This window comes from Prosthecobacter sp. (assembly GCF_014879935.1).
Lineage (GTDB): Bacteria > Verrucomicrobiota > Verrucomicrobiia > Verrucomicrobiales > Verrucomicrobiaceae > Prosthecobacter.
In genome coordinates this window covers 31,549-50,422 of record NZ_JACSRD010000210.1, presented here as the reverse complement: position 1 = coordinate 50,422, position 18,874 = coordinate 31,549, and the positions used below count along the sequence as shown (strand labels likewise).

General features: G+C 62.9%; 13 protein-coding genes. 8 read left to right on the top strand and 5 right to left on the bottom strand.

The window, feature by feature from the left end; translation table 11 throughout:
• Positions 1-187 precede the first annotated feature (187 nt).
• From IAE77_RS23860 to IAE77_RS23845, 4 genes are all read left to right on the top strand, one after another.
• Positions 188-2,131, top strand: coding sequence for a hypothetical protein (locus tag IAE77_RS23860; RefSeq protein WP_294232139.1), 1,944 nt, complete (start codon positions 188-190; stop codon positions 2,129-2,131).
• Between the two features lie 106 nt (positions 2,132-2,237).
• A complete protein-coding gene (locus tag IAE77_RS23855; protein ID WP_294232137.1) occupies positions 2,238-2,723 on the top strand; it encodes an RNA polymerase sigma factor in 486 nt (161 codons plus the stop codon).
• Entirely contained in the window at positions 2,720-3,148 is a 429-nt protein-coding gene (locus IAE77_RS23850; RefSeq protein ID WP_294232135.1) for a hypothetical protein, read from the top strand. Before IAE77_RS23855 ends, IAE77_RS23850 begins: the two co-directional genes overlap by 4 nt.
• On the top strand, positions 3,105-4,718 hold the full coding sequence (locus tag IAE77_RS23845; protein ID WP_294232133.1) for a hypothetical protein: 1,614 nt from the start codon (positions 3,105-3,107) through the stop codon (positions 4,716-4,718). The genes IAE77_RS23850 and IAE77_RS23845 overlap by 44 nt, the downstream gene beginning before the upstream one ends.
• A 3-nt stretch (positions 4,719-4,721) precedes the next feature.
• Here the strand turns inward: IAE77_RS23845 and IAE77_RS23840 are convergent, their stop codons facing one another.
• Both IAE77_RS23840 and IAE77_RS23835 read right to left on the bottom strand, forming a co-directional pair.
• A complete protein-coding gene (locus IAE77_RS23840; protein ID WP_294232131.1) occupies positions 4,722-7,733 on the bottom strand; it encodes a PSD1 and planctomycete cytochrome C domain-containing protein in 3,012 nt (1,003 codons plus the stop codon).
• A 63-nt stretch (positions 7,734-7,796) separates the two neighbouring features.
• Positions 7,797-9,080 (bottom strand): protein kinase, encoded by a 1,284-nt coding sequence (locus IAE77_RS23835; RefSeq protein ID WP_294232128.1) that lies wholly within the window; start codon positions 9,078-9,080, stop codon positions 7,797-7,799.
• A gap of 105 nt (positions 9,081-9,185) precedes the next feature.
• Between IAE77_RS23835 and proC the strand changes: the two genes are divergently transcribed.
• Positions 9,186-9,989 (top strand): pyrroline-5-carboxylate reductase, encoded by an 804-nt coding sequence (gene proC, locus IAE77_RS23830; RefSeq protein WP_294232126.1) that lies wholly within the window; start codon positions 9,186-9,188, stop codon positions 9,987-9,989.
• A gap of 1 nt (position 9,990) precedes the next feature.
• Here proC and IAE77_RS23825 read toward each other — a convergent pair whose 3' ends face one another.
• Complete coding sequence (locus IAE77_RS23825) at positions 9,991-10,332, bottom strand: hypothetical protein (RefSeq protein WP_294232124.1); 342 nt, start codon at positions 10,330-10,332, stop codon at positions 9,991-9,993.
• Between the two features lie 120 nt (positions 10,333-10,452).
• Here IAE77_RS23825 and IAE77_RS23820 point away from each other — a divergent pair, with 120 nt between their 5' ends.
• Positions 10,453-11,241, top strand: a complete 789-nt coding sequence (locus tag IAE77_RS23820; RefSeq protein ID WP_294232122.1) for a hypothetical protein — start codon at positions 10,453-10,455, stop codon at positions 11,239-11,241.
• A gap of 20 nt (positions 11,242-11,261) precedes the next feature.
• Here the strand turns inward: IAE77_RS23820 and IAE77_RS23815 are convergent, their stop codons facing one another.
• Together IAE77_RS23815 and IAE77_RS23810 are read right to left on the bottom strand one after the other, a co-directional pair.
• The gene (locus IAE77_RS23815) at positions 11,262-15,209 is read right to left on the bottom strand and encodes a TIR domain-containing protein (protein ID WP_294232121.1); all 3,948 of its coding nucleotides are present in this window, start codon (positions 15,207-15,209) and stop codon (positions 11,262-11,264) included.
• Between the two features lie 145 nt (positions 15,210-15,354).
• Entirely contained in the window at positions 15,355-17,151 is a 1,797-nt protein-coding gene (locus tag IAE77_RS23810) for an NADPH-dependent assimilatory sulfite reductase hemoprotein subunit (protein WP_294232120.1), read from the bottom strand.
• A 200-nt stretch (positions 17,152-17,351) separates the two neighbouring features.
• On the opposite strand from IAE77_RS23810, the gene IAE77_RS23805 reads away from it, so the two are divergent.
• Both IAE77_RS23805 and IAE77_RS23800 read left to right on the top strand, forming a co-directional pair.
• Positions 17,352-18,224 carry a hypothetical protein gene (locus IAE77_RS23805; RefSeq protein ID WP_294232118.1) on the top strand — a complete coding sequence of 291 codons (873 nt, stop codon included), beginning with the start codon at positions 17,352-17,354 and terminating at the stop codon, positions 18,222-18,224.
• A gap of 51 nt (positions 18,225-18,275) precedes the next feature.
• Positions 18,276-18,872: a c-type cytochrome domain-containing protein gene (locus IAE77_RS23800; RefSeq protein WP_294232116.1), complete on the top strand. Its 597-nt coding sequence runs from the start codon at positions 18,276-18,278 to the stop codon at positions 18,870-18,872.
• The last annotated feature ends 2 nt before the right edge of the window (positions 18,873-18,874 follow it).

The window sequence follows — 18,874 nt, the reverse complement described above, 5'->3', positions numbered from 1 at the left end:
GCGATGGGGGAATGGCCGCCGTGCTTTTCTTGACGCATGAGGAACGCCGGCGCCATGGCGTGAAGTTGTGTCCAGCTTCACGCCATTTTTGCACCTCTCCGGCCGGCCAAATGTGTTCTGTGGCGTCCACCGCACATACAAAAGGCGGCAGTGGTGCCGTTTCTTAGCCGGGCCTCCCGTCCCTGCCATGAAATCACTCTCTCGACTCGCCTTGGTGGCGTTGTGCGGACTCGCGTCCGCATCGGCGCAGGATTTTTTCTCGGAGCTGTTCAATCCGCTGGCTCCTTTCCCGCCTCCTTCGGCAGAGCAGGGGGCTCCGCCGGGCAACGAGGGCATCCAGTCCCACATCGTCCGCAGCGCCACGAGCGAGGATGGCCTCACATGGACGGTGGATGAAGGCACACGCCTCACCAGCGCCTCGGTGCCCTGTGCGATCAATGATGGGGACAAACGCGTGCTCATCTACTACGTGAAGCCGCCGGACGGCCTCACGACGCACACGGAGAACACCGCGTGCGCGGTTTCGGAGGATGGCATCCACTTCACGTCGGCACCTGATTTCAAAATCGAGGGCATGCGCACGATGAAAGCCTGCGATCCGGCGATCATCCGCGATGAGGAGGGGAAATTCCGCCTGTATTACTTCGGTTCCGACTTTCACGGCGATCCTGCGCGTGCGGAGGGGTCGCACAGCATCGCGCTTGCGACATCGGATGACGGTGTTCATTACCGCGAAACGGGAGAGGTGATCAGCCGCGAGGAGTTGTGTGATCCCGATGTGTTTCGCGTGGGCAAGGAGTGGTTCATGTTCGTGCATGGGACGGGCGGCACGGTCATCGCACGCTCAGACGACGGGTTAAAATTCCGTTACCACGGGGTGCTGCCGCTCCAGGGCTGGGCCACGACGATGCCTGTGCCGCTCGATGATGGCCGGCTGCGGCTTTATGCGTTCGAGCAGAGGCCCGGCAGCAACATCGTCGGCAGTTTCATCTCCACCGACGGCCTGAATTGGCAGCAGGAGCCCGGTGCACGGCTCACCGCCGACGCCGGCCAGCAGATCACCGATCCCTTTGTCATCCGGTGGCGGGGGAAATGGAAGATGTATTTCAAAACCCACGCCATTCCCACGCCGCGAGCAGGTCGTGGCGGCCCGCAGGGCTTCGCTGATCGCAATCCGGGCTCCAGCCGGCCGGTGCGGCCGCAAAGTGGACCGTGGAACAATGATGTGCTGATTTACAAAGCAACTCCGGATGGCCGCACTGAGAAGCTTGGAGCCTTTGAGCGTGCAGGCGTGCCGACACTCGCCCGCTTGCGGGACGGCAGGCTCATCGCCGCTTACCAGCACTTCCCCGCTGATGACGAGCGTCATTTTGACCGCGTGGCGGTGAGCTTTTCGGAGGATGAGGGGCGCACGTGGACGAAGGCGGCGCCCATCGAGGTGGAAGGCATGGAGGAAGGTCTCGCGCGTCCGTTTGATCCCACGCTCGTGCCGCTGCCGGATGGGAGAATCCGGATCTACTTCACCTCCAACCGCCATCACGATTTCCGCATGAGCACACCGCAGATCTACTCCGCAGTCTCGAATGACGGCATTCACTACACCTTCGAGCCTGGTGTTCGTTTCGGAATCGAAGGCCGCATCGTGATCGACTGCGCGGTCGTGCTGCATCAGGGCACGTTCCACCTGTATTCGCCGGACAACGGCAGTGCGGAGTCCTTTGCAGAAAACGAGCGTCAGCACCAGCCGCCGCCTGCGGGTCGGGCCTACCACGCCACCAGCTCCGACGGCATCCACTTCACCCGTGCGGACGATGTCACCCTGGATGACGACTCACGCTGGCTCGGCAATGCGCAATCCGACGGCAAGACGGTCACTTTCTTCGGCACCGGCCGCGGTGTGTTCACCGCGACGAGCCCGGATGGTGCGAAGTGGGAGGCTGCGGGTCACTTTGCCGTCCAAGGCGCAGATCCAGGCGCGGTGGAGGCCAAAGACGGCGGCTGGATCATCGTCGCCACGGGACCGCCAGGGAACCAAGGATCGCAGGATGCCATCGAGCCGTGGTTGCAGCGGTGGATGGATGAGATGCTGTGGTTCGATGCTGCAGCGGTGAACCCGCCTTCCGGAGCCTGAATTGGGAGCGATCCCGGGCGTTTGATCCAACGTCGGGCAGTGGCGAGCGCTGACCTTTGTAGATAAAACCAGCCATCCCGTGCGTCGTCTGCCAAACTGACCGCGGATGCCGCCCAGCGAAGCCACCCTCTCCCGACTCCATGCCGACCACGCCGTGAGCGTGTATCGCTTCGCGTGGTCGGTGACGAAAGATGACGGTCTGGCGCAGGAAGTGGTGCAGGAGCTGTTTTTGAAGCTCGCCCGTGATGCCGAAGTCGTCACGTCGGCCCGCTCGGAGCGTGCGGTCATCTTCACCATGGTGCGAAACCTCTCGCTCGATGCGCTTCGACGACGCACGCGGGAGGAAAAGGCGTTGGAGGCCTGCGAGCAGGAGCTGCCGGGCTGGTTTGAGCCCGCGGCCGATCACGAGGCGCTCATCGCCGCGCTCGCGGAGCTGCCGGAGGAGCAGCGCAGCGTCGTGCATCTGCATGTGTGGGAGGGAATGGGCTTCCGCGAGATCGGCGAGCTGCTCGGCCTGCCCACGCAAACCATCGCCAGCCGTTACCGCTATGCCTTGGAGAAACTCCGCGCCCACAAACACACGCTCGTATGAAACCCGACCCCGAACAAACCCTGCGCACCCTCCGCTGGCGAGACCCGCCGCCGGCGTTTTTGCAGCAAACGCTGGACCTGGCACTTGCCGAGTCGCGACAGCGTTCTGGAGTGCTCCAGCCCTCTGGAGCTTTGCGTGAACCTGAAGATGCTCGAAAGCGGCGGAGGGCCGCCGCACTCCAAAACGCTTTCGCGTGGCTCATTGCATTCATCCCGCGTCCGCTGCGCTTGCCGCTGGCCGCGTGCTGGCTGCTCGCGTTCTACTTCCGCCTCACCACGCCGGAGGCCGTCCCGCAAAGCACACTGGAAAACTACGCCAAGCTACCGCCGGTCACTCCTGCGCAACTCATCGCCCACCTCGCCGAAGCCAAACGCCTCGCCCATGAACTCCTCGAACAACGCCGCGGCCTCATCCCGCCGCTCTGACTCAAACATGGACTGCGGCAGCTTGCTGCCGCTTTCCCCAGGCAGCCCTGCTGCCGACAAAGGCCAAACGACACTCGACGGCCAGCAGGCTGGCCTCCCGAAAGCGGTAGCAGGCTGCCGCAGTCCAAGAAAATGGCTTCGTCGCCTTTTCTGGACGGTCGTGACGCTCGTCTCTCTGCTCACGGTTTATTACCAGTGGGAGAATCGTCGCAGCGCGCGTGAGCTGCAACTCGCACGCGAGCATCTGCTCGAACGCATCGGCACGGAAAACTGGCTCGATCTCGCGCCGCCCGTCGTGCCGGATGAGCAGAACTTTTTCGCGCTGCCGGTCATCGAGCAATGGATGCACCGCGATGGTCGCCAAGTGCGCTACGTCATCCCGAAGAACGTCTTTTTGCCGCCCAACTTCGTTTCACCGGCCATTCTCGAAAACGAAGCCGATGGCACTTCACGCGTCGATTTCGCGGGTTGGGCGAAGAATCGCGATTTGAAGGGCGAATCGCCTGCCATCGTGATGAATCGCGAACTCGGCGATGGCAATGGCTTGCTCCCGAAACTCGCTGCCGGGCTCTCGCGGCCTTTTTCCGCCTGGAAACCGCACCAGCATGACGAACTCGCCGCCGCCGGAGCCGATCCCTATGACGCGATCCAGCCGCATGTCAGCAACGTGAACGACCAAATGCGTCAACTCGGCCTCCATTTGCGGGTGGCCGCTGCGGCGGGTGATGTGGAGAAAGCGCGCAGCACTGCGCTCATCCTGCTGCGATTGTTTCCTGAATCCGCCAGTTCGCGTCAATGCCTCATCGGCTCGCTGGTGAGCATCGCGACGCATGGGATCGCCTTTGAGGCACTGCAAGACGCGCTCAGCAAACCGGCGTGGGATGAGAACGGCCTCCATGCGCTGCAACTCCAGCTCGGCAGGATCAACGATCTCGAAGTGATGGAGCAAGCGATGAGCATGGAGACACTGACCGGATACGGTGTCGGCCTTTTCATTCGCGAAAGCTGCCGCAAAGACGGCCTCGCCGTCGAAATGCTCCGCTTTGGCCAAGAGGACAATTCCTGGCTCGCACGAATCGGTGCGCACGCCACGCGTTTCGGCTACATCTACGGGCCTGTAGGCTGGCACGATGCGAACACGGCCTTCTTCGCCGAGCGCTTCCTCGATCTGCTCGGTCCGAAAGGCGAAACGGCGTGGCTGGACGCTGGAACACGAGCCACCGCACTCAAGCAGCGTCTCGAAACGGAATATCGCCACATCGGCTGGAACATGCGCCGCAAAATCGGTGCGGTGGCATTGCCAAACATCGGCAACCTCTTCCCGGCCGCAGCAGAGACACTCTTCCACCGCCGATGCCTCATCATCGCCTGCGAATTGGAGAAGCACCGCCTTACACACGGCGCGTATCCGGCTTCGCTCGATGCGGTGAAAGAGGCGTTGAAGCCGTTTCCCCTCGCCGATCCTGCGAAACCTTCCCAACTGCCGGGCTATCGTCTCGAACAGAGCGGTTACGTTCTCTCCAGCGTGAGGGGCAAGAGCTGGGACTGGCGCATCAAGCGCGGGCCATGACAATCACTCCTTCGTGATCGTCTCGTCGAGATTCAGCAACACACGCGCGACAAGCGTCTGCGGTGCCAGTTCGCTCTTCTTCTGCTCGTGGCGGTGAAGCATGGTGACCAGGACGTTGCTTTCCTTCGGTGTTGGTGCGCGGCCGGTGCAGAGTTTGAAGCCGTAGGCGATGCGGGAGGTGTCATCGGTGCCGCCTTCCTTCCACATGCGTTCGCCGAGGGCTTTGGCGGTCTCCAGGCTCATGGTTTCGTTGAGCGTCATGAGCGCCTGCAGCGGTGTGTTGCTCTTGGAGCGGCGGATGCAGGAGGATTCGCCGTTGGGGACGTCGAAGGTGCTCAGGAATGGATATGGTGTGCTGCGGCGGCGGAAGACGTAGATGCTGCGGCGGAACTTCTCCGCGCCTTCCTCGACCTTCCACGGGAAGGGCGCGTAGCTGGCGGGTTTTTCGAAGAGATGCGCGGGCGCGGGCGGCATGACGGGACGTCCGCCGACTTCGGGATTGAGGAGACCGCTGGCGGCGAGCTGGATATCGCGCACGACTTCGCCTTCGACACGGAATCGCGGTCCGCGGGCGAGCAGGCGGTTGTAGGGATCGCGTTCGAGGAGCTGCGGCGTGACCTTGCTGGACTGCTGGTAGGTCTCGCTGGTGACGATGAGCTTGAGCAGGTGCTTGGTGCTCCAGTTGTGCTCCATGAAATCGACGGCGAGCCAGTCGAGCAGCTCAGGATGGCTTGGTGGCGAGCCTTGCGTGCCGAAGTCTTCGGCGGTTTCGACCAGGCCGGTGCCGAACACGGCCTGCCACACGCGGTTCACGTAAGCGCGGGCGGTGGTGGGCGAGTTTTTGTCAGCAAGCCACTTGGCGAAGGTGAGTCGCGACGCATCGGCGTTCTTTGGCAGCGGATTGAGCACCGCGGGCACGCCGGTGGTGACTTTGTCGCCCGGTTTGGTGAAATCGCCGCGCTTCAAGACGGTGGTCATGCGCGGTTGGTCACGCGCATCGAGCACGAGCGTGGTCGCGCCTTCGGGATGCTGCTTCCAGAGCGACTCGATCTCGTCGTTCACGGCCTTCCATTCGGGAACCGTGCTGCGAAACACAGCGAAGGCATTGGTCTTGCCGTAGAGCGGGTCGGCTTCCGCGTTTGCGGCATCGGTGCTGCTGATGCGGTAGCGGCCGAGGTTCATGGTCTGCAGGTCGTCGCTGTTCCAGCCACCGTGTTTCATGCTGAGGCCGATGGTGAGTTCGGAGTCGGGCTTCACCTCGACGGGCTTTTCGAGCACGAAGACGGCATTGCGCGGCACGTTGCGGCGTCCGGGGCCGGCATTGATGCCCCAGGCGGTTTTGTCATCGCCATCAATGGCGTATCGGATGGGACCGGTGACGCGTTTGTCTTTGCCCGACTCCTTGTCGCGGGCGAAAGGCGCGAGCGGCGTGTTCTCCGGCTCGCCGAAGTCGGCCGTGGCTTTGATGAACTTCAGCTTCGTCATCTTGCCGTCGATCTTCATTTCCGCGTTGAACTCCGTGAGCGCCGCGGTGCCTTTCTGCGAACGTCCGGGACCGTAGGCGGGCAGATTGGGGTCGTTCATGAGCTCCAGGCGGAAGGCGGCGATTTTAAGTGGCGCAACCGTCGCGGTTGCGGTCTGCAAGCCGGAGGCTTGCACCACTGGCTTCACGATGAACTTCACCTCGCTCTTTGTCGGTGCGTAACCTTGCGCGAGGATGCTGCCATCGGGCTGGCGCAGGGCTTTTTCGCCACCGGAAGGGTCATCTTCGAAATGCAGTGTGCTCCATTGCGGCTGCGTGGCTTTGATCTTCTTCGCCCAGTCGTCCATGCGCTGTTTCCAGTCCGCGTGATCGTGTTTGAGCTTGTTCTCGAGCTCCGTGATCCGTGCGAGCAACTGCGAGCGCTGCATCTGCTCGCTGGAGCTGTAAACGACGCGCCAGGGCTCGTTGTCGTTGTTCAGGTAGGCGAACATCCGGTAGTACTCCTCCTGCGAGATGGGGTCGTACTTGTGGTTGTGGCACTGGCAGCAGTTGATGGAGAGGCCGAGCACGCTTTTGCCGATGACGTCCATGTGGTCGAACATCGCCTCCATGCGGAACTGCTCGGGATCGACGCCGCCTTCCTCATTGATCATCGAATTGCGCAGGAAGCCGGTGGCGACGATCTGATCCTGCGTGGCCTTCGGGAGCTGGTCGCCGGCGATCTGCTCGATGACGAACTGGTTGTAGGGCATGTCGCGATTGTAGGCGTTGATGACCCAGTCGCGGTAGAACCAGATGAAGCGCATCGGGTCTTTCTCGTAGCCGTTGCTGTCGGCGTAATGCGCCGCGTCAAGCCAGTGGCGGGCCCAGCGTTCGCCAAAGTGCGGGGAATCGAGGAGGCTGGATGCCAGATGCTCGATGCTGGCTGCTGGATCCTTCTGATGCGCAGCCACGAAGGCATCAACTTCCTTCGGTGTGGGCGGGAGGCCGGTGAAATCGAGAGCGATGCGGCGGATCAGGGTCTCGGGCGATGCGGCGGGGGAGGGCTTGAGGCCTTCTTTGGCGAGCCGTTCACGAATGAAGGCATCGATGGGATGCTTCGCGTTCGCTGGCACTTTCGGCTTCACCGGCGGCTTGAAGGCCCAGTGGTCAGTCTTTTGCTCCAGCTTCACGCTGGCGCTGTCGGGCCATACGGCACCTGCATCGATCCACGCTTTCAGTTTGGCGATCTCGTCAGCGGTGAGCGGGTCGCCTTTGCGCGGCATGCGCATCTTCGGGTTCGTGCCCAGCACGGCATGCATGAGCCGGCTGTCGTCGGCCTTTCCCGGGACGATGGCCAGGCCGAAGTCGCCTCCTTTGAGGGCGGTGGGCTTGTGATCGAGCCGGAAGGCCGCCTCCTGCTTGTGCGGGCCGTGGCATTTGTAGCAATGCGTGCTGAAGATCGGCTGGATGTCCTGCACGAAATCAATCGCGGCTCCGGCGGTGCCGCCGAGTGCAACAAGGGCGAGAATGGAGAATGCAGTCGATGCCATGTGGGGATGAATACGGAACGGCTGCCCGCCTCTCACGTCCCGCGAGATGGAGAATCCGTGCGGCTACTTCTTCGATTCCGCCGATTTTTCCGCGGTCGTCCTGGCAGCTTTGGCTTTGCTGGTCTTAGGCTTCGACTTTGATTTGGACGGAGCCTTTGTGGTCGCGACGGTGGCGGGCGGTTTGGCTGCGGCAGGTTCGGGCACCGCAGCAGGCTGGGTGGCTGCCGGGGCGCTCACGGTCTCCACTTTGAAACGGCCGGCCCAGGCGCTGAGATCCTTCCACAAGGCGGTGCCATTGGCGCTGAGCCAGCCCCAGCCGAAGACGGCGGCCAAACCCAGGGCGGCAAGGTTGAGCACCACGGCGGCAAAGACACGCTTTTTGCTGCGTGGGGGGCGTGCAGGCGGCGCCGGATCACTTTGGGACTCAATGCCGGACGGGGGGCGTGTTGTGACAGTTTTTGGACGAGGAGCGGCGGGAGGCCGGTTCAGCGGAGTCGTCTGCGTGCCAGGAGCCATCTGCGGTGCCTGCTGGGGCATGTAGATGAAGCCGGTGTGCATCGTCGTCATCAGCATGTCCAGCGCCTGGGCCGCCGAGTGCGGCCGCTGCCGGGGATCGGGCCGCGAAAGCCAGGTGAGCCAGTCGATCAGCGGCGCATCGAGGTCCGGACGGAGGTGACGCAAGGCGTGGCCCATGTCGAAAGCCTGCCATTGCTGCGTGAGATCGGCTGGATCGTCGCCCTGGGCCGGCGCGGAGTTCGTGGCGAGGCAGAAAAGGCTCCCTGCTGCGGTGAAGAGATCGCTCTGGGTGGTCGGCGTGCCGGTTTCATGGAGCTCCGGTGCGCGGAACCACAGGCTTTCCGGCGGATGCACGCTGCGAGTGAGGGAGAGGCCCCAGTCCTGCACCTGCATGAACAATCCGCCGCCTGGATGATCGGCGATGATGAGATTGCTGGGTTTCGGATCGCCATGCGGCTGGTGGAGTTGCTCGCCGATGAACAGCGCGTGCATGAGCTGTACCGCGAGGGCGCGGATGTCCGCCGCGGAGGCCGTGCGGGCCGCCGCGAAGCCGCGGATGTTCAGCCCCGGCATGAAATCGTAGATGAGCGCAAACTCATCCTCCGTCGGGATCATGGTGATGAGCCCGGCGATCTGCGGATGCCGCACCTGCATGAGCGAAGGGGCCATGAGCTGGAGCTTTTCACGATCCAGCGCATGCGGCGACTCATGCTCGTCCAGCAGCGCCTTCATCAGCACCTTGCGGCCGGTCGCGGTCTCGACGCCGCGATAGACCTTCGCAGCAGGACCTCCAGCGAGGAGTTTTTCGGGATGAAACTGCTCGGCGTTCATGTTTTCCGGGAATTCTTTCCCAGCATGGCAAAGAACGGCCCCCGGCGGCAAGGAGGAAGATGGGGAAGCTTGCGCAAAGGCCGCATCCGCCGCAGAATCGCGGTCATGTTGAAACTCGGACTTATCGGATGCGGAAAAATGGGCGGCGCCTTGCTGCGTGGCGTGGAGCAGGCCCTCGGCAAGGCCAGCCTGCACGTGGCGCTGAGCGATGTGGTGCCGGAGGCCGTGAACGGCCTGCGCAAGTGCCTCACGTGCAAGTCCGTCACCGGCACGCCTGAAGAGGTGGCCGCCGCGTCCGATGTGGTGATCCTGGCGGTGAAGCCTGCGGACATGAAGACGCTGTGCGAGGCACTGGAGGGTGTGAAAGGCACGCGTCTTTACCTGAGCATCGCGGCCGGGGTGAATCTCTCTCATCTGGAGATGTGGCTGGGGGCGCGCCAGCGTGTCATCCGCAGCATGCCAAACACGCCCGCGCTTGTCGGCATGGGCGCGGCGGCGTTTGCCCGCGGCAGCAAAGCCACGGCGAAAGACGCGGCGCTCGCCACGAAGATCCTCGGTGCCGTCGGCATCGCCGAGGAGGTGTCGGAGAAGCTGCTCGATGCGGTGACCGGCCTGTCAGGCAGCGGACCAGCGTATGTTTACACGGTGATCGAGGCCCTGGCCGATGGCGGTGTCCTCATGGGTCTGCCGCGAGGCTCGGCCGTGCGACTCGCCGCCCAAACGGTGGCCGGAGCCGCCGAAATGGTGCTCACCACCGGCAAGCATCCGGCCGCATTGCGCGATGAAGTCACCAGTCCGGGTGGAACCACGATCGCAGGTCTCGAAAAGCTCGAACAGCACGGCCTGCGCAACGCCATGATCCAGGCGGTGCGGGCTGCGACGGAGAAGAGCAAGGCGCTCGGCGCGTGAATCAAAACACCGGCTTGAAATAGCCCAGGTAGGCCAGCACAGCGCCGACGATCACGGCGATCAGCACCACGAGCGGCGCGGAAAGCACGCGACGCTTGGCAAGAACCGGCAGGAAGCCGAGCACGAGCCAGAGAGCGATCTTGATCCAGACCCACACGGGCATCGAACCCATGATGCCCATTTTGGCCAGCATGCCGAAACCGGACACGAGACTGATGACGAGGCCGATGCCATGCCATTTCATGGCCTTCCTGGCTCCTTCGCTGGAAAGCAGGCCGCCGAAGCCGATGAACACGCAGATCAGGCCGATGAGATGGAGGAAGTGATAGGTTTGGAGGGACATGGCGGGAGTCTGTGGCGCAAAGAAACGCCCCTCACAAGTGCCGGGATGCGTGGATTTTGCCGGAATGCGGCCCACAGTCGTGGCTTGCCAGCGTTCGTCCTGCTCCCCACCTTCATCGCCATGAATGCGTCAAATGATCCGCTATGGCACAAGCTTCAGACCTTTGCCTTCGATCAGCCGGGTGATGATCTGACGTTCACAAGGCGCCTCGCCCGTGAGAACCGGTGGTCACCCGAGTTCGCGCAGCGAGTCGTGGAGGAGTATCGCCGCTTTTTGTTTCTGGCGCTGCGTGCAGGACATCCCGTCACGCCGTCGGACGAGGTCGATCAGGCCTGGCACCTGCATCTCGTTTACACGCGATCCTACTGGGAAGATCTCTGCCAGGGCGTGCTCGGTCGTCCGCTCCACCACGGTCCCACACGCGGTGGCAAGGCGGAGGATGATCGTTTCGAAAGCCAGTATGCCGAGACCAAGACGAGTTACGCACAATGGTTTGGCCAGCAGCCTCCTGCCGACATCTGGCCGCCTGCGGAGGTGCGATTTGCCTCCCCGGCGCGTTTCGCACGGGTGAACACCGCGGCATTCTGGATGCTGCCGAAGCAACGCGTCGGCCGGCTGGCAGCGGCCTGCCTGGTGGTGTCGTTGTCACTGACGGCGCTGGCCGCCTGCACCTGGACGGCGGACGATCTCACCTTCGGCAATGTGTTTCCGTTGGTCATTCTGCTGTTCGTCGTCGGTCTGGCCATTCGCTCGGCACGTCGTGGCGGCGGTGGGAAAGGCGGCGGCGGATGCACCACGGGCTGTGGTGGATCAGGCTGCTCGAGCCGCCACGACAGCTCATCCGGGTGCGGTTCCTCAGGCTGCAGTTCCGGATGTGGCGGGGGCGGCTGCGGCGGTGGTGGCGACTGATGTGGAGCCAAAGCGGTGGTTCAGTCGTCCATGCCCGGGATCGGCCCGAAGACCTCCGCCGGCAGGCGGCGGATGAAGCGTCCCCGTGCATCCCGCTCCTCCCAGCCCAGCCAGCGCCAGGCCTCGGACGTCGCGTGCAGGATGTGTTTCCTGTCGGCGCTGATGATGGCGGATTGTTGCTCAGGCAATGCATGCAGGGTCCAGCCCGCGTCGGTTTGAAGCCCCGCAGCAGACGCTCCTGGAAACACGCAGGCGTGTTGATCCAGACGGTCCACGAAGCCTTGAACACGTGGCATCAGCGTTCTGCTGTCACGAACCTTCCAGGTGCCTGCGAAATCGGCGGTGACAAGCGAACGGCCATCCGGGCTCCACACGCCCTGGGTAAGCCAAGTCGGCGACCGGGGAGGCAAGGTCATCGTGACAATTCCGCTGGCCGTCACGATGCCGGTGAGTTCGCTGCAACTCAGCCATGTCGGGCAGCGCTCATGGCTTCCCCAACGCAACGAACAGAGCGGACCGGGTGCCATGCATGTCAGGATGGCCGTGGCGCTGGCGACGTCCCAAATGATGACTTCGCCCGTGCTGCTTCCAGTCACCACTTGTCTGCCATCTGGAGCCCAGGCGCAGCACCATAGCTCGTCGGCTCCCTTTTCCATGAGGCACGCCAGTTCGTGGCCGTTTGCGGTCTCATGCACCGTTGTGCGGCCATCTCCGGCTTGCACCAGAATCGTCTGGCCTGTCGGACTCCAATCAGCCAGAGACACCGGTCCCCGCAGCCCTTCCCAATCGTTGATCAAGCGGCCTTTGGAGACATCCCAGACTTTGAGGCCGGCATCTCCATGGATCAGCACCGCTGCGGCGCTGACCGGGTTGCGAGACATGCCGCGCAGCGTCTCGTCCGTGGCTTTCAAACTGGAAAGAACAAGCCCGGTGACGATGTCCCAGGTGGTGAGTGTCCCGTCCTCCGTTCCTGACACGAGGAGGGAACCGTTGAGCGCCCAGGTGCAGCACGAGACGGCGGCACCCGTCCCCGCCAAGGTCATGATCTGGCTGCCGGAGACCGCATCCCATACCTTGAGGCTGCCATCCCATGATCCTGTGACAAAAGCCGTCCCGGAAGGACTCCACGCACAACACGAAATCGTGCCTCGGTGCCCTGTGTAAGCGGTGGCCAGAGCGGTGGAGCCCACAATGGCCTTTGGATTTGGAATCCCCTTCACATGCATCACCTGCTCAAAGCCGGACGATGGGTGTAAACCTTCCGCATTCTCCAGCGAGCCATGCCGCCACTGCAATCCTGCCACGTCGGCTTCGATCAGCTTCGCGTGGGATGCGTCCACGTGGAGAAACAGGGCCTGACGTGCCTCGCAGCCGGTCAGATCGGCGGCGGCGAGATCGACGAACTCGATGCGGGCACGGTTGAGCCGGGAGCCGCGCAGATTGGCACCGCGAAGGTTCAGCGGGCGGTCCTTGGCGTGCCCTTGGACATGCCATTCTTCCAAATCGGCGCCAGCGAGGTTCACGCGGCCCGGATTCGGCTCCGGGTAGCCTTTTTGAATGGCGTGCAGCCAGTATTTGAAGGCGAGCAGGGCGGCAGGAACGCAGTCGCCACCGAGAACCCGGCCCATCGACTCGATGGCCTGCGGAGTGGGCTCCAGAATGAGGATCTGGCCGAGAAACTCGAAGGTTTCGAGCGAGACCAGGGGCAGGTCCCAGGCGGCGGGCGCTTGTTCCCGCAGAGCGCGAACCAGGTGCGCGGCGAGGAAGTACTCCTGCAACGACGTGTGGGCAAAGCGGAAGCTTTTCTCCTCCGTGTCCGGGCGCAGCACAAAGGTGGCGGTGCGCAGGTCCTCCTTCAGCAGGGCGCGGTCCTTGTTCGCGTAAGCGAGTGAGATGGCGGGATTTTGCAGCAGGAAGTCGTCGAACCAGTCCTCCAGGCGATCCACCTCCCACTGCTTCTCTCCGCTGCGCCACAAGGCGGCGGCGAGCGCCTCCATGAGCCGGCGCTTGTGCGCCGCTTCGAGGTGATGCTTCCCGCCGTCGCGGTTCAGCCAGGAGCGGACGACGAGATCGTAAAGCCGCGCGGCATTGACAGTGTCACCACGCAACTGGAGCGCCTCCAGCTCACCTAGATGGCCGCTGATGAGGCTGAGCAGGTAGGGACGCTGGGCGAGGTCGCGCAGGTTGTGGATGGAGGCGATCAGATCGAAGGCGGCATGGCCGTGTTTCTCATCGCCAAGGAAGGAGGTCAGGTAGGCACGAATCTGCGCCTCGTCGAAAGGCAGCAAACAGAAGGCGGGAAACTGGGCATGGTCGATGCCCTCGCGATCCTCGCCCGTGAGCATGGCATTCTGGCTCCAGACATCGCGGAAGTAATGACTGCGGCAGGAGAGGAGCATTTTCCCTCGGGAATGCTCACTCCCTGCCAGCATGGCCTGCGGCAGCGCCGACCACAGCGTGCGGATGAACTGCCGCGCACGATCTTGCGTGTGGTGGACGATCTTTTCGTCCAGACCGTCGAAGAGAATAAGCGCGCCGTCTTCCCGCACGAGACGCAGCAGATCGGCGGCGGTGACGTTGCGATCTGCGACACGCCATGAACGCTGGATCACGCTGGCGAGCAGTTCCTCGATGGTCGGCACGGCATCCGGCCGGTCGCCGATGTAGTCGCGCAGGTCGATGTAGATGGGCAGCGGGAATTTGCGTGGCTGCTTGCGCCGCTTTTCCAGGAGCTGACGTGTGAACTGCTTCAGCGTGGTGGTCTTCCCGATGCCCACCTCGCCCAGGAGTGCGAAAAACGGCTGCCCGTCTGCGCGCACGGCCCAGGCTTCAAGTTCTTCCAGCGCATCACGTGCCTCGCCAGGCGGTGCCTTCGCAGGATCGAGCGATTCACGGGCCGCCAGATGATGCGGGAAGCCTTTGGTGCGCTGGAAATGCCGCGTCTCCTCCGGCCGAGGCATCCAATCCAGGGCATCTTCGACAGAGAGGCCTCGTGGAGCGTCCGATTCGGTGCCGTCCGGTGTTTCAGCGGTGCGAGAGCCGGTTGGTGGGGCGAACCAGGCGTCGAGACGCTTCTCCATTTCCTCGTGCAGATGCCGTGCGAACTCGGTTTTCTCCGCCGCCTGACGCATCTGGTCGAAGCTGCGCCCGCGCAGGAAGAAGATCTGGTTTTCCTTCAAGCCCTTCAGGTCGTGGCGAGAGAAACTGACCGGCACCAGGCCCACGGGAACAACAGGTTTGCCGGTCGGGGCGCTGAGGAAAGGCGGAAGCTCGTTTTCTCCGATGTAGTCGCTGCCCAGGAAGTCCGGACTGACCATGAAAAGGCCAAAATCACATTCAGCGATGGCCCGCTGGATCCGCTCATGCCATTTCTCTCCCACCATGATCTCGCGATCGATCCAGAGTTCGAGCTGGTAGCGCCGGGACGGGCCGAACTGGGAACGCAGGGCGCTGACCAAGGTCTCCGCCAGCCCCTTGTTCTCATGGGCGTAGGATATGAAGAAGCGGACCACCCGCTTGCCGGCAGCGAGGGCGCTTCCGGTGGTCGCGATGCCTTTGGATGAAATCAGCGGCTTTCCGGCGATGTCGGAGGTCGCCTGCTCAGAAAACCGGGTGGCACGGAGCACGGCGGCGTCGGGGCCGGTGAACCAAACGAAACGCTGGCTGGGCGGGCTCTTCTTTTTGGTATCAACATGGAAGCGGAGACCGAGAACGGCTTTTCCTTGCCCTTTGTCGCCGTCGGCCGCGTCATTGAGGCGTTTGCGGAGCCGGGTGAGGTTCGCCAGTGCCGTCGGTGTGTCGTCGTCGGGGAAAAGGGCCGCGAGGCAGTCCGAAAGCCGGGTGTTGGCCGTCTGGGAGAGGTCCAGGAGCCGCTTCAGCCGTTCCCGGTCAGACTTTCCCAGCTCTTCCAGCCACGGTTTCACCGCCTCCCGGAGGGAATCGCCGCTCAATTTCAGATCTGCGTTCATTTTGGCTGATGTGGGAGGCTAAGTGGTCATTTGGCAACATTTTTGGAGGATTTGAGGTTTGTTTTTGATTTTAAGGAGAGCCGAAGGGGCGCAAAAAAGGCGGTTTGCTTCACGCAAACCGCCTGTTTTGAATGATTTCGGAGGCTCAGCCTGCTTCGGCCACCTTCTCGCCAGCGAGCTTGGCGGCTCGTTCGGCGAGTTCGATGTGGAATTGCTCGGGCGTGGGCGCCTCGCCCGTGGTGCGGGTGCGGGAGAACCAGTCGGCGAAGATTTCACCCTCGTTGCGGCCAGCTTTGAACTCCTCAAGGATGGCCCGCACCTTGACCGGGATTTCGTCACCGGTGAGGGATTTGAACTCAAGCCCAGCGAGGCGGTCGCCACGGATGCTGCCGCCGACAAACATGGCGTATTTGTTCGGCGCACGGCCGACGAAGCCGAAATCGGCGTTGTAGGGACGGCCGCAGCCGTTCGGGCAGCCGGTCATGCGGAACAGGATCGGTTCGTCGGCGAGGCCGAGTTGACGCAGTGACTCGTCGATCTTGTCCATGAAGCCGGGCAGCACACGCTCGGACTCGCTCAAGGCGAGACCACAGGTGGGCAGGGCCACGCAGGCATGAGCCACTTTCCGCGCACGGGTGAAGCCGGCTTCATCCGCGTGGACGACGCCGTGTTTCGCCAGGATGGCGTCCACCGCGGCTTTTTGCTCCGGTTTGACCTCCGCGATGATCAGATTGGTGTTCGGCGTGACGATGAACGGCAGATCGAGCGTGCGGGCGATCTCGGCAAAGCAACTGCGGTATTGCGGCCCGTTCTCACGATCGACGATGCGGCCCATGCTGACGTGGACGCAGCAGTAGAGCTTGCCATCGCCCTGCTCGTGCCAGCCGAGATTGTCCTCGACGGTGTCGAAATGGAGCTCCTTCGGCGGAAGCGTCTCAATGCCGGGCAGGCGGCGGACGACTTCGGCACGGAAGCCGTCGAGGCCCATGCTCTGCACGGTGTACTTGAGGCGGGCGTTCTTGCGTTCGGTGCGGTTGCCGTGGTCGCGCTGGGTGGTGACGACCGCCTCCACCGCATCGACGACGTTGGCACGCTTCGCATACAGCAGCGGCTGGCCGAGGAAGGGGCGTGTGGTGAGCTGGCCGTGGCTCATGCCAAAGCCACCGCCGACGGTGATGGTGTAGCCTTCGACCTCGCCATTCACGACGTGCGGCACGAGGCCCACATCCTGGGAGAAAACGTCCACGTCATTGCAGGGCTGGATGGCGACACCGATCTTGAATTTGCGCGGCAGATAGACCTTGCCGTAGATCGGGTCATCGCCTTCGGGCGCCTTCGTGGCTTCACGGACGGCCGGATTGACCTCGGGGTCCTTGATCCAGTCCGGCTCGAGTTTTTCACCGTCGAGCCAGATGTCGGCATAAGCCTGGCTGCGCCAGAGGAAGCGCTGGCTGATCTCTTCCGTGAGCTTCTGCGTGTCGGCATGAACGGCATCCTTGACCGGAGCGGCCGGGCCCATGGTGTTGCGAACCACGTCACCGCAGGCGCCCATGGTGCTGAGACCGCTGTGGCAGACATTGTGAATGACCTCCTTCAGGCCGCCTTTGAGGACGCCGTGGAGCTGGATGCCCTGGCGGTTGGTGAGGCGGACATTTCCAAAGGCCTTGGTGCACAGGTCATCGTGAATGAGCCACTGCTTTGCCGTGACACGGCCGCCGGGCATCTTGCTGCGGATCATGAAGCTCCACGCCTTGTCCTTCTTCTCTTTCGAGAGCTGGGCGCGAAGGTCGCGGTTGTCCTGCTGGTAGGAGCCGTGGTGTTTGAGCAAGACATTCGACTCGTCCGAGATGTGGGAAAGTGCGGGGTCGGCGAATTCTTCCGCGATCTGACCGCGCAGACCGTGGGATTCGAGTTTGATGTCTTCGACAGAGGCTTTGGACATAGAAGGGGTGGATTTGAGGGCGGGGAGACTCCACCAGAATGCCATGAAAGCAAGCGATGACAACTTGTATTACCTCAATAGCCTATCGGTTTTATATGGAAACCAGTGTGGCACCGGCTTTGCTGTCTTCCTGCCAAGGTGTGGCATCACAACAAACGCCGACGTGACAAAAGAGACTTTCAAGGCTTAGACTCTCATCTGTGAATCGAGACCGCATCACCGCTGCCAATCCAATGCTGGGCGCCCTGCTGGCGGTGGTCCTGCTGCCATGCTGTGTCAAGCAGGGGGACTACGAGATTCTTCAGACGGAAAATCAGCAGCTCCAGGCGCGGATCGACCAATTGAACCGGGAACTCCAGCAAAAGCAGGCGGAACTGGGCGCCACCCAAAGACAACTGCTGCAAACCCACGAGACACAGGCGGAACTGCAAAAGACCCGCGGCCTGCTGATCGAGGCGCAGGCTGAGATCGAGGCGCTGCGGACGGAGTTCGCGAAGTTCCGCACCCAGCGCCGCAATGCGATGATCGGGAAGAAGTATCCGGTGCTCAACCTGGCCAACGGCAAGGTGCTGCACGAGGCACAGATCACCACGATCAGCGCCGATGAGATCTCGATCCGCCATGACTCCGGCTTCCTCAAAGTCGCGATGGCGGACACCAACGAAGATCTGCGCTGGGAGGCATGTTACGATCCCCAGGAGGCCAAAGACGCCGCCCGGGCGAAGCTGCTCGCGGAGGCGCGGGCGCTCGAGATCAACCGCGGCGCGCCCGCTCCCCCTGCGGCACCAGTGCTCAGCATGGCCAACGCCTCGCTCAACGCCGCGACCGTTCTGCGGAGCCAGCTCGCTGCGCAGCGCAAGCAGTTGAACGACGCCTACCAGGCCCTCCGCTCGAAGAACCCGGCCGCGTTTCGTGGTGTGGAGTGGAGCCCCTCGTCACCGGAGGCCAGTCCGCTGCTCAACACACTCTCCGGCAGCCGGGCCGTGCTCGGACTCAGCCGCCTGCAAGAAATGCGGGATGCCATCATCGCCACTTTGCGCCGCTTGCGGGATGTGGACCCCTCCGCACGCTGATTCCGTCGAATTCGCAAAATAAGCTAGGCAAACGACAGATTTGATCGTTCCATGCGCTGCCATCCAATGAAATATCGCACCCTCCTTGCTCTCGCCTTCACTGTCGGCACGGCCTCCGCAGTCGATTACAAAACCCAGGTCGCTCCCATTTTCCGCCAGAAGTGCTTCGCCTGTCACAGCGTGACTCAGAAGGTGAAAGGGAAGGTGGCCCTCGATGATGCCAAGCTGCCGGAGCAGATCGGCGCGGGCAAGAACATCATTCCTGGCGAGGCGATGAAGAGCACCATGTTCATCAACTGCACGCTTCCGGATGATGACGCGGACGTGATGCCGCCCGATGGCAAGAACCGTCTCACGGCCGCCGAGCTCGACGTCTTGAAGGCATGGATCACCGAAGGGGCCAGCCTCACCGCCGGCGGTGCCGCCCCGGCCCCGGCTCCTGCCGCAGCCACCACGGTCGGTGCTCCAGGCGATGGCCCGCTCATGAAATGGACCAACACCGAAGGCAAAACCATCGAGGCACACTTCATGGGCCTCGATGGAGGTGGCGTCCTGCTGAAAATCCCTTCGACAGGCGTCACGCACATCTTCCCGCTCGACAAGCTGTCCGCTGAAAGCCAGACGCAGGCGAAGTCGGCCACGAAGTAGTC

Coding starts and splice junctions, on each gene's coding strand:
- IAE77_RS23860 (WP_294232139.1), top strand. CDS start 188: ATGAAATCACTCTCTCGACTCGCCTTGGTGGCGTTGTGCGGACTCGCG.
- IAE77_RS23855 (WP_294232137.1), top strand. CDS start 2,238: ATGCCGCCCAGCGAAGCCACCCTCTCCCGACTCCATGCCGACCACGCC.
- IAE77_RS23850 (WP_294232135.1), top strand. CDS start 2,720: ATGAAACCCGACCCCGAACAAACCCTGCGCACCCTCCGCTGGCGAGAC.
- IAE77_RS23845 (WP_294232133.1), top strand. CDS start 3,105: ATGAACTCCTCGAACAACGCCGCGGCCTCATCCCGCCGCTCTGACTCA.
- IAE77_RS23840 (WP_294232131.1), bottom strand. CDS start 7,733: ATGGCATCGACTGCATTCTCCATTCTCGCCCTTGTTGCACTCGGCGGC.
- IAE77_RS23835 (WP_294232128.1), bottom strand. CDS start 9,080: ATGAACGCCGAGCAGTTTCATCCCGAAAAACTCCTCGCTGGAGGTCCT.
- proC (WP_294232126.1), top strand. CDS start 9,186: ATGTTGAAACTCGGACTTATCGGATGCGGAAAAATGGGCGGCGCCTTG.
- IAE77_RS23825 (WP_294232124.1), bottom strand. CDS start 10,332: ATGTCCCTCCAAACCTATCACTTCCTCCATCTCATCGGCCTGATCTGC.
- IAE77_RS23820 (WP_294232122.1), top strand. CDS start 10,453: ATGAATGCGTCAAATGATCCGCTATGGCACAAGCTTCAGACCTTTGCC.
- IAE77_RS23815 (WP_294232121.1), bottom strand. CDS start 15,209: ATGAACGCAGATCTGAAATTGAGCGGCGATTCCCTCCGGGAGGCGGTG.
- IAE77_RS23810 (WP_294232120.1), bottom strand. CDS start 17,151: ATGTCCAAAGCCTCTGTCGAAGACATCAAACTCGAATCCCACGGTCTG.
- IAE77_RS23800 (WP_294232116.1), top strand. CDS start 18,276: ATGCGCTGCCATCCAATGAAATATCGCACCCTCCTTGCTCTCGCCTTC.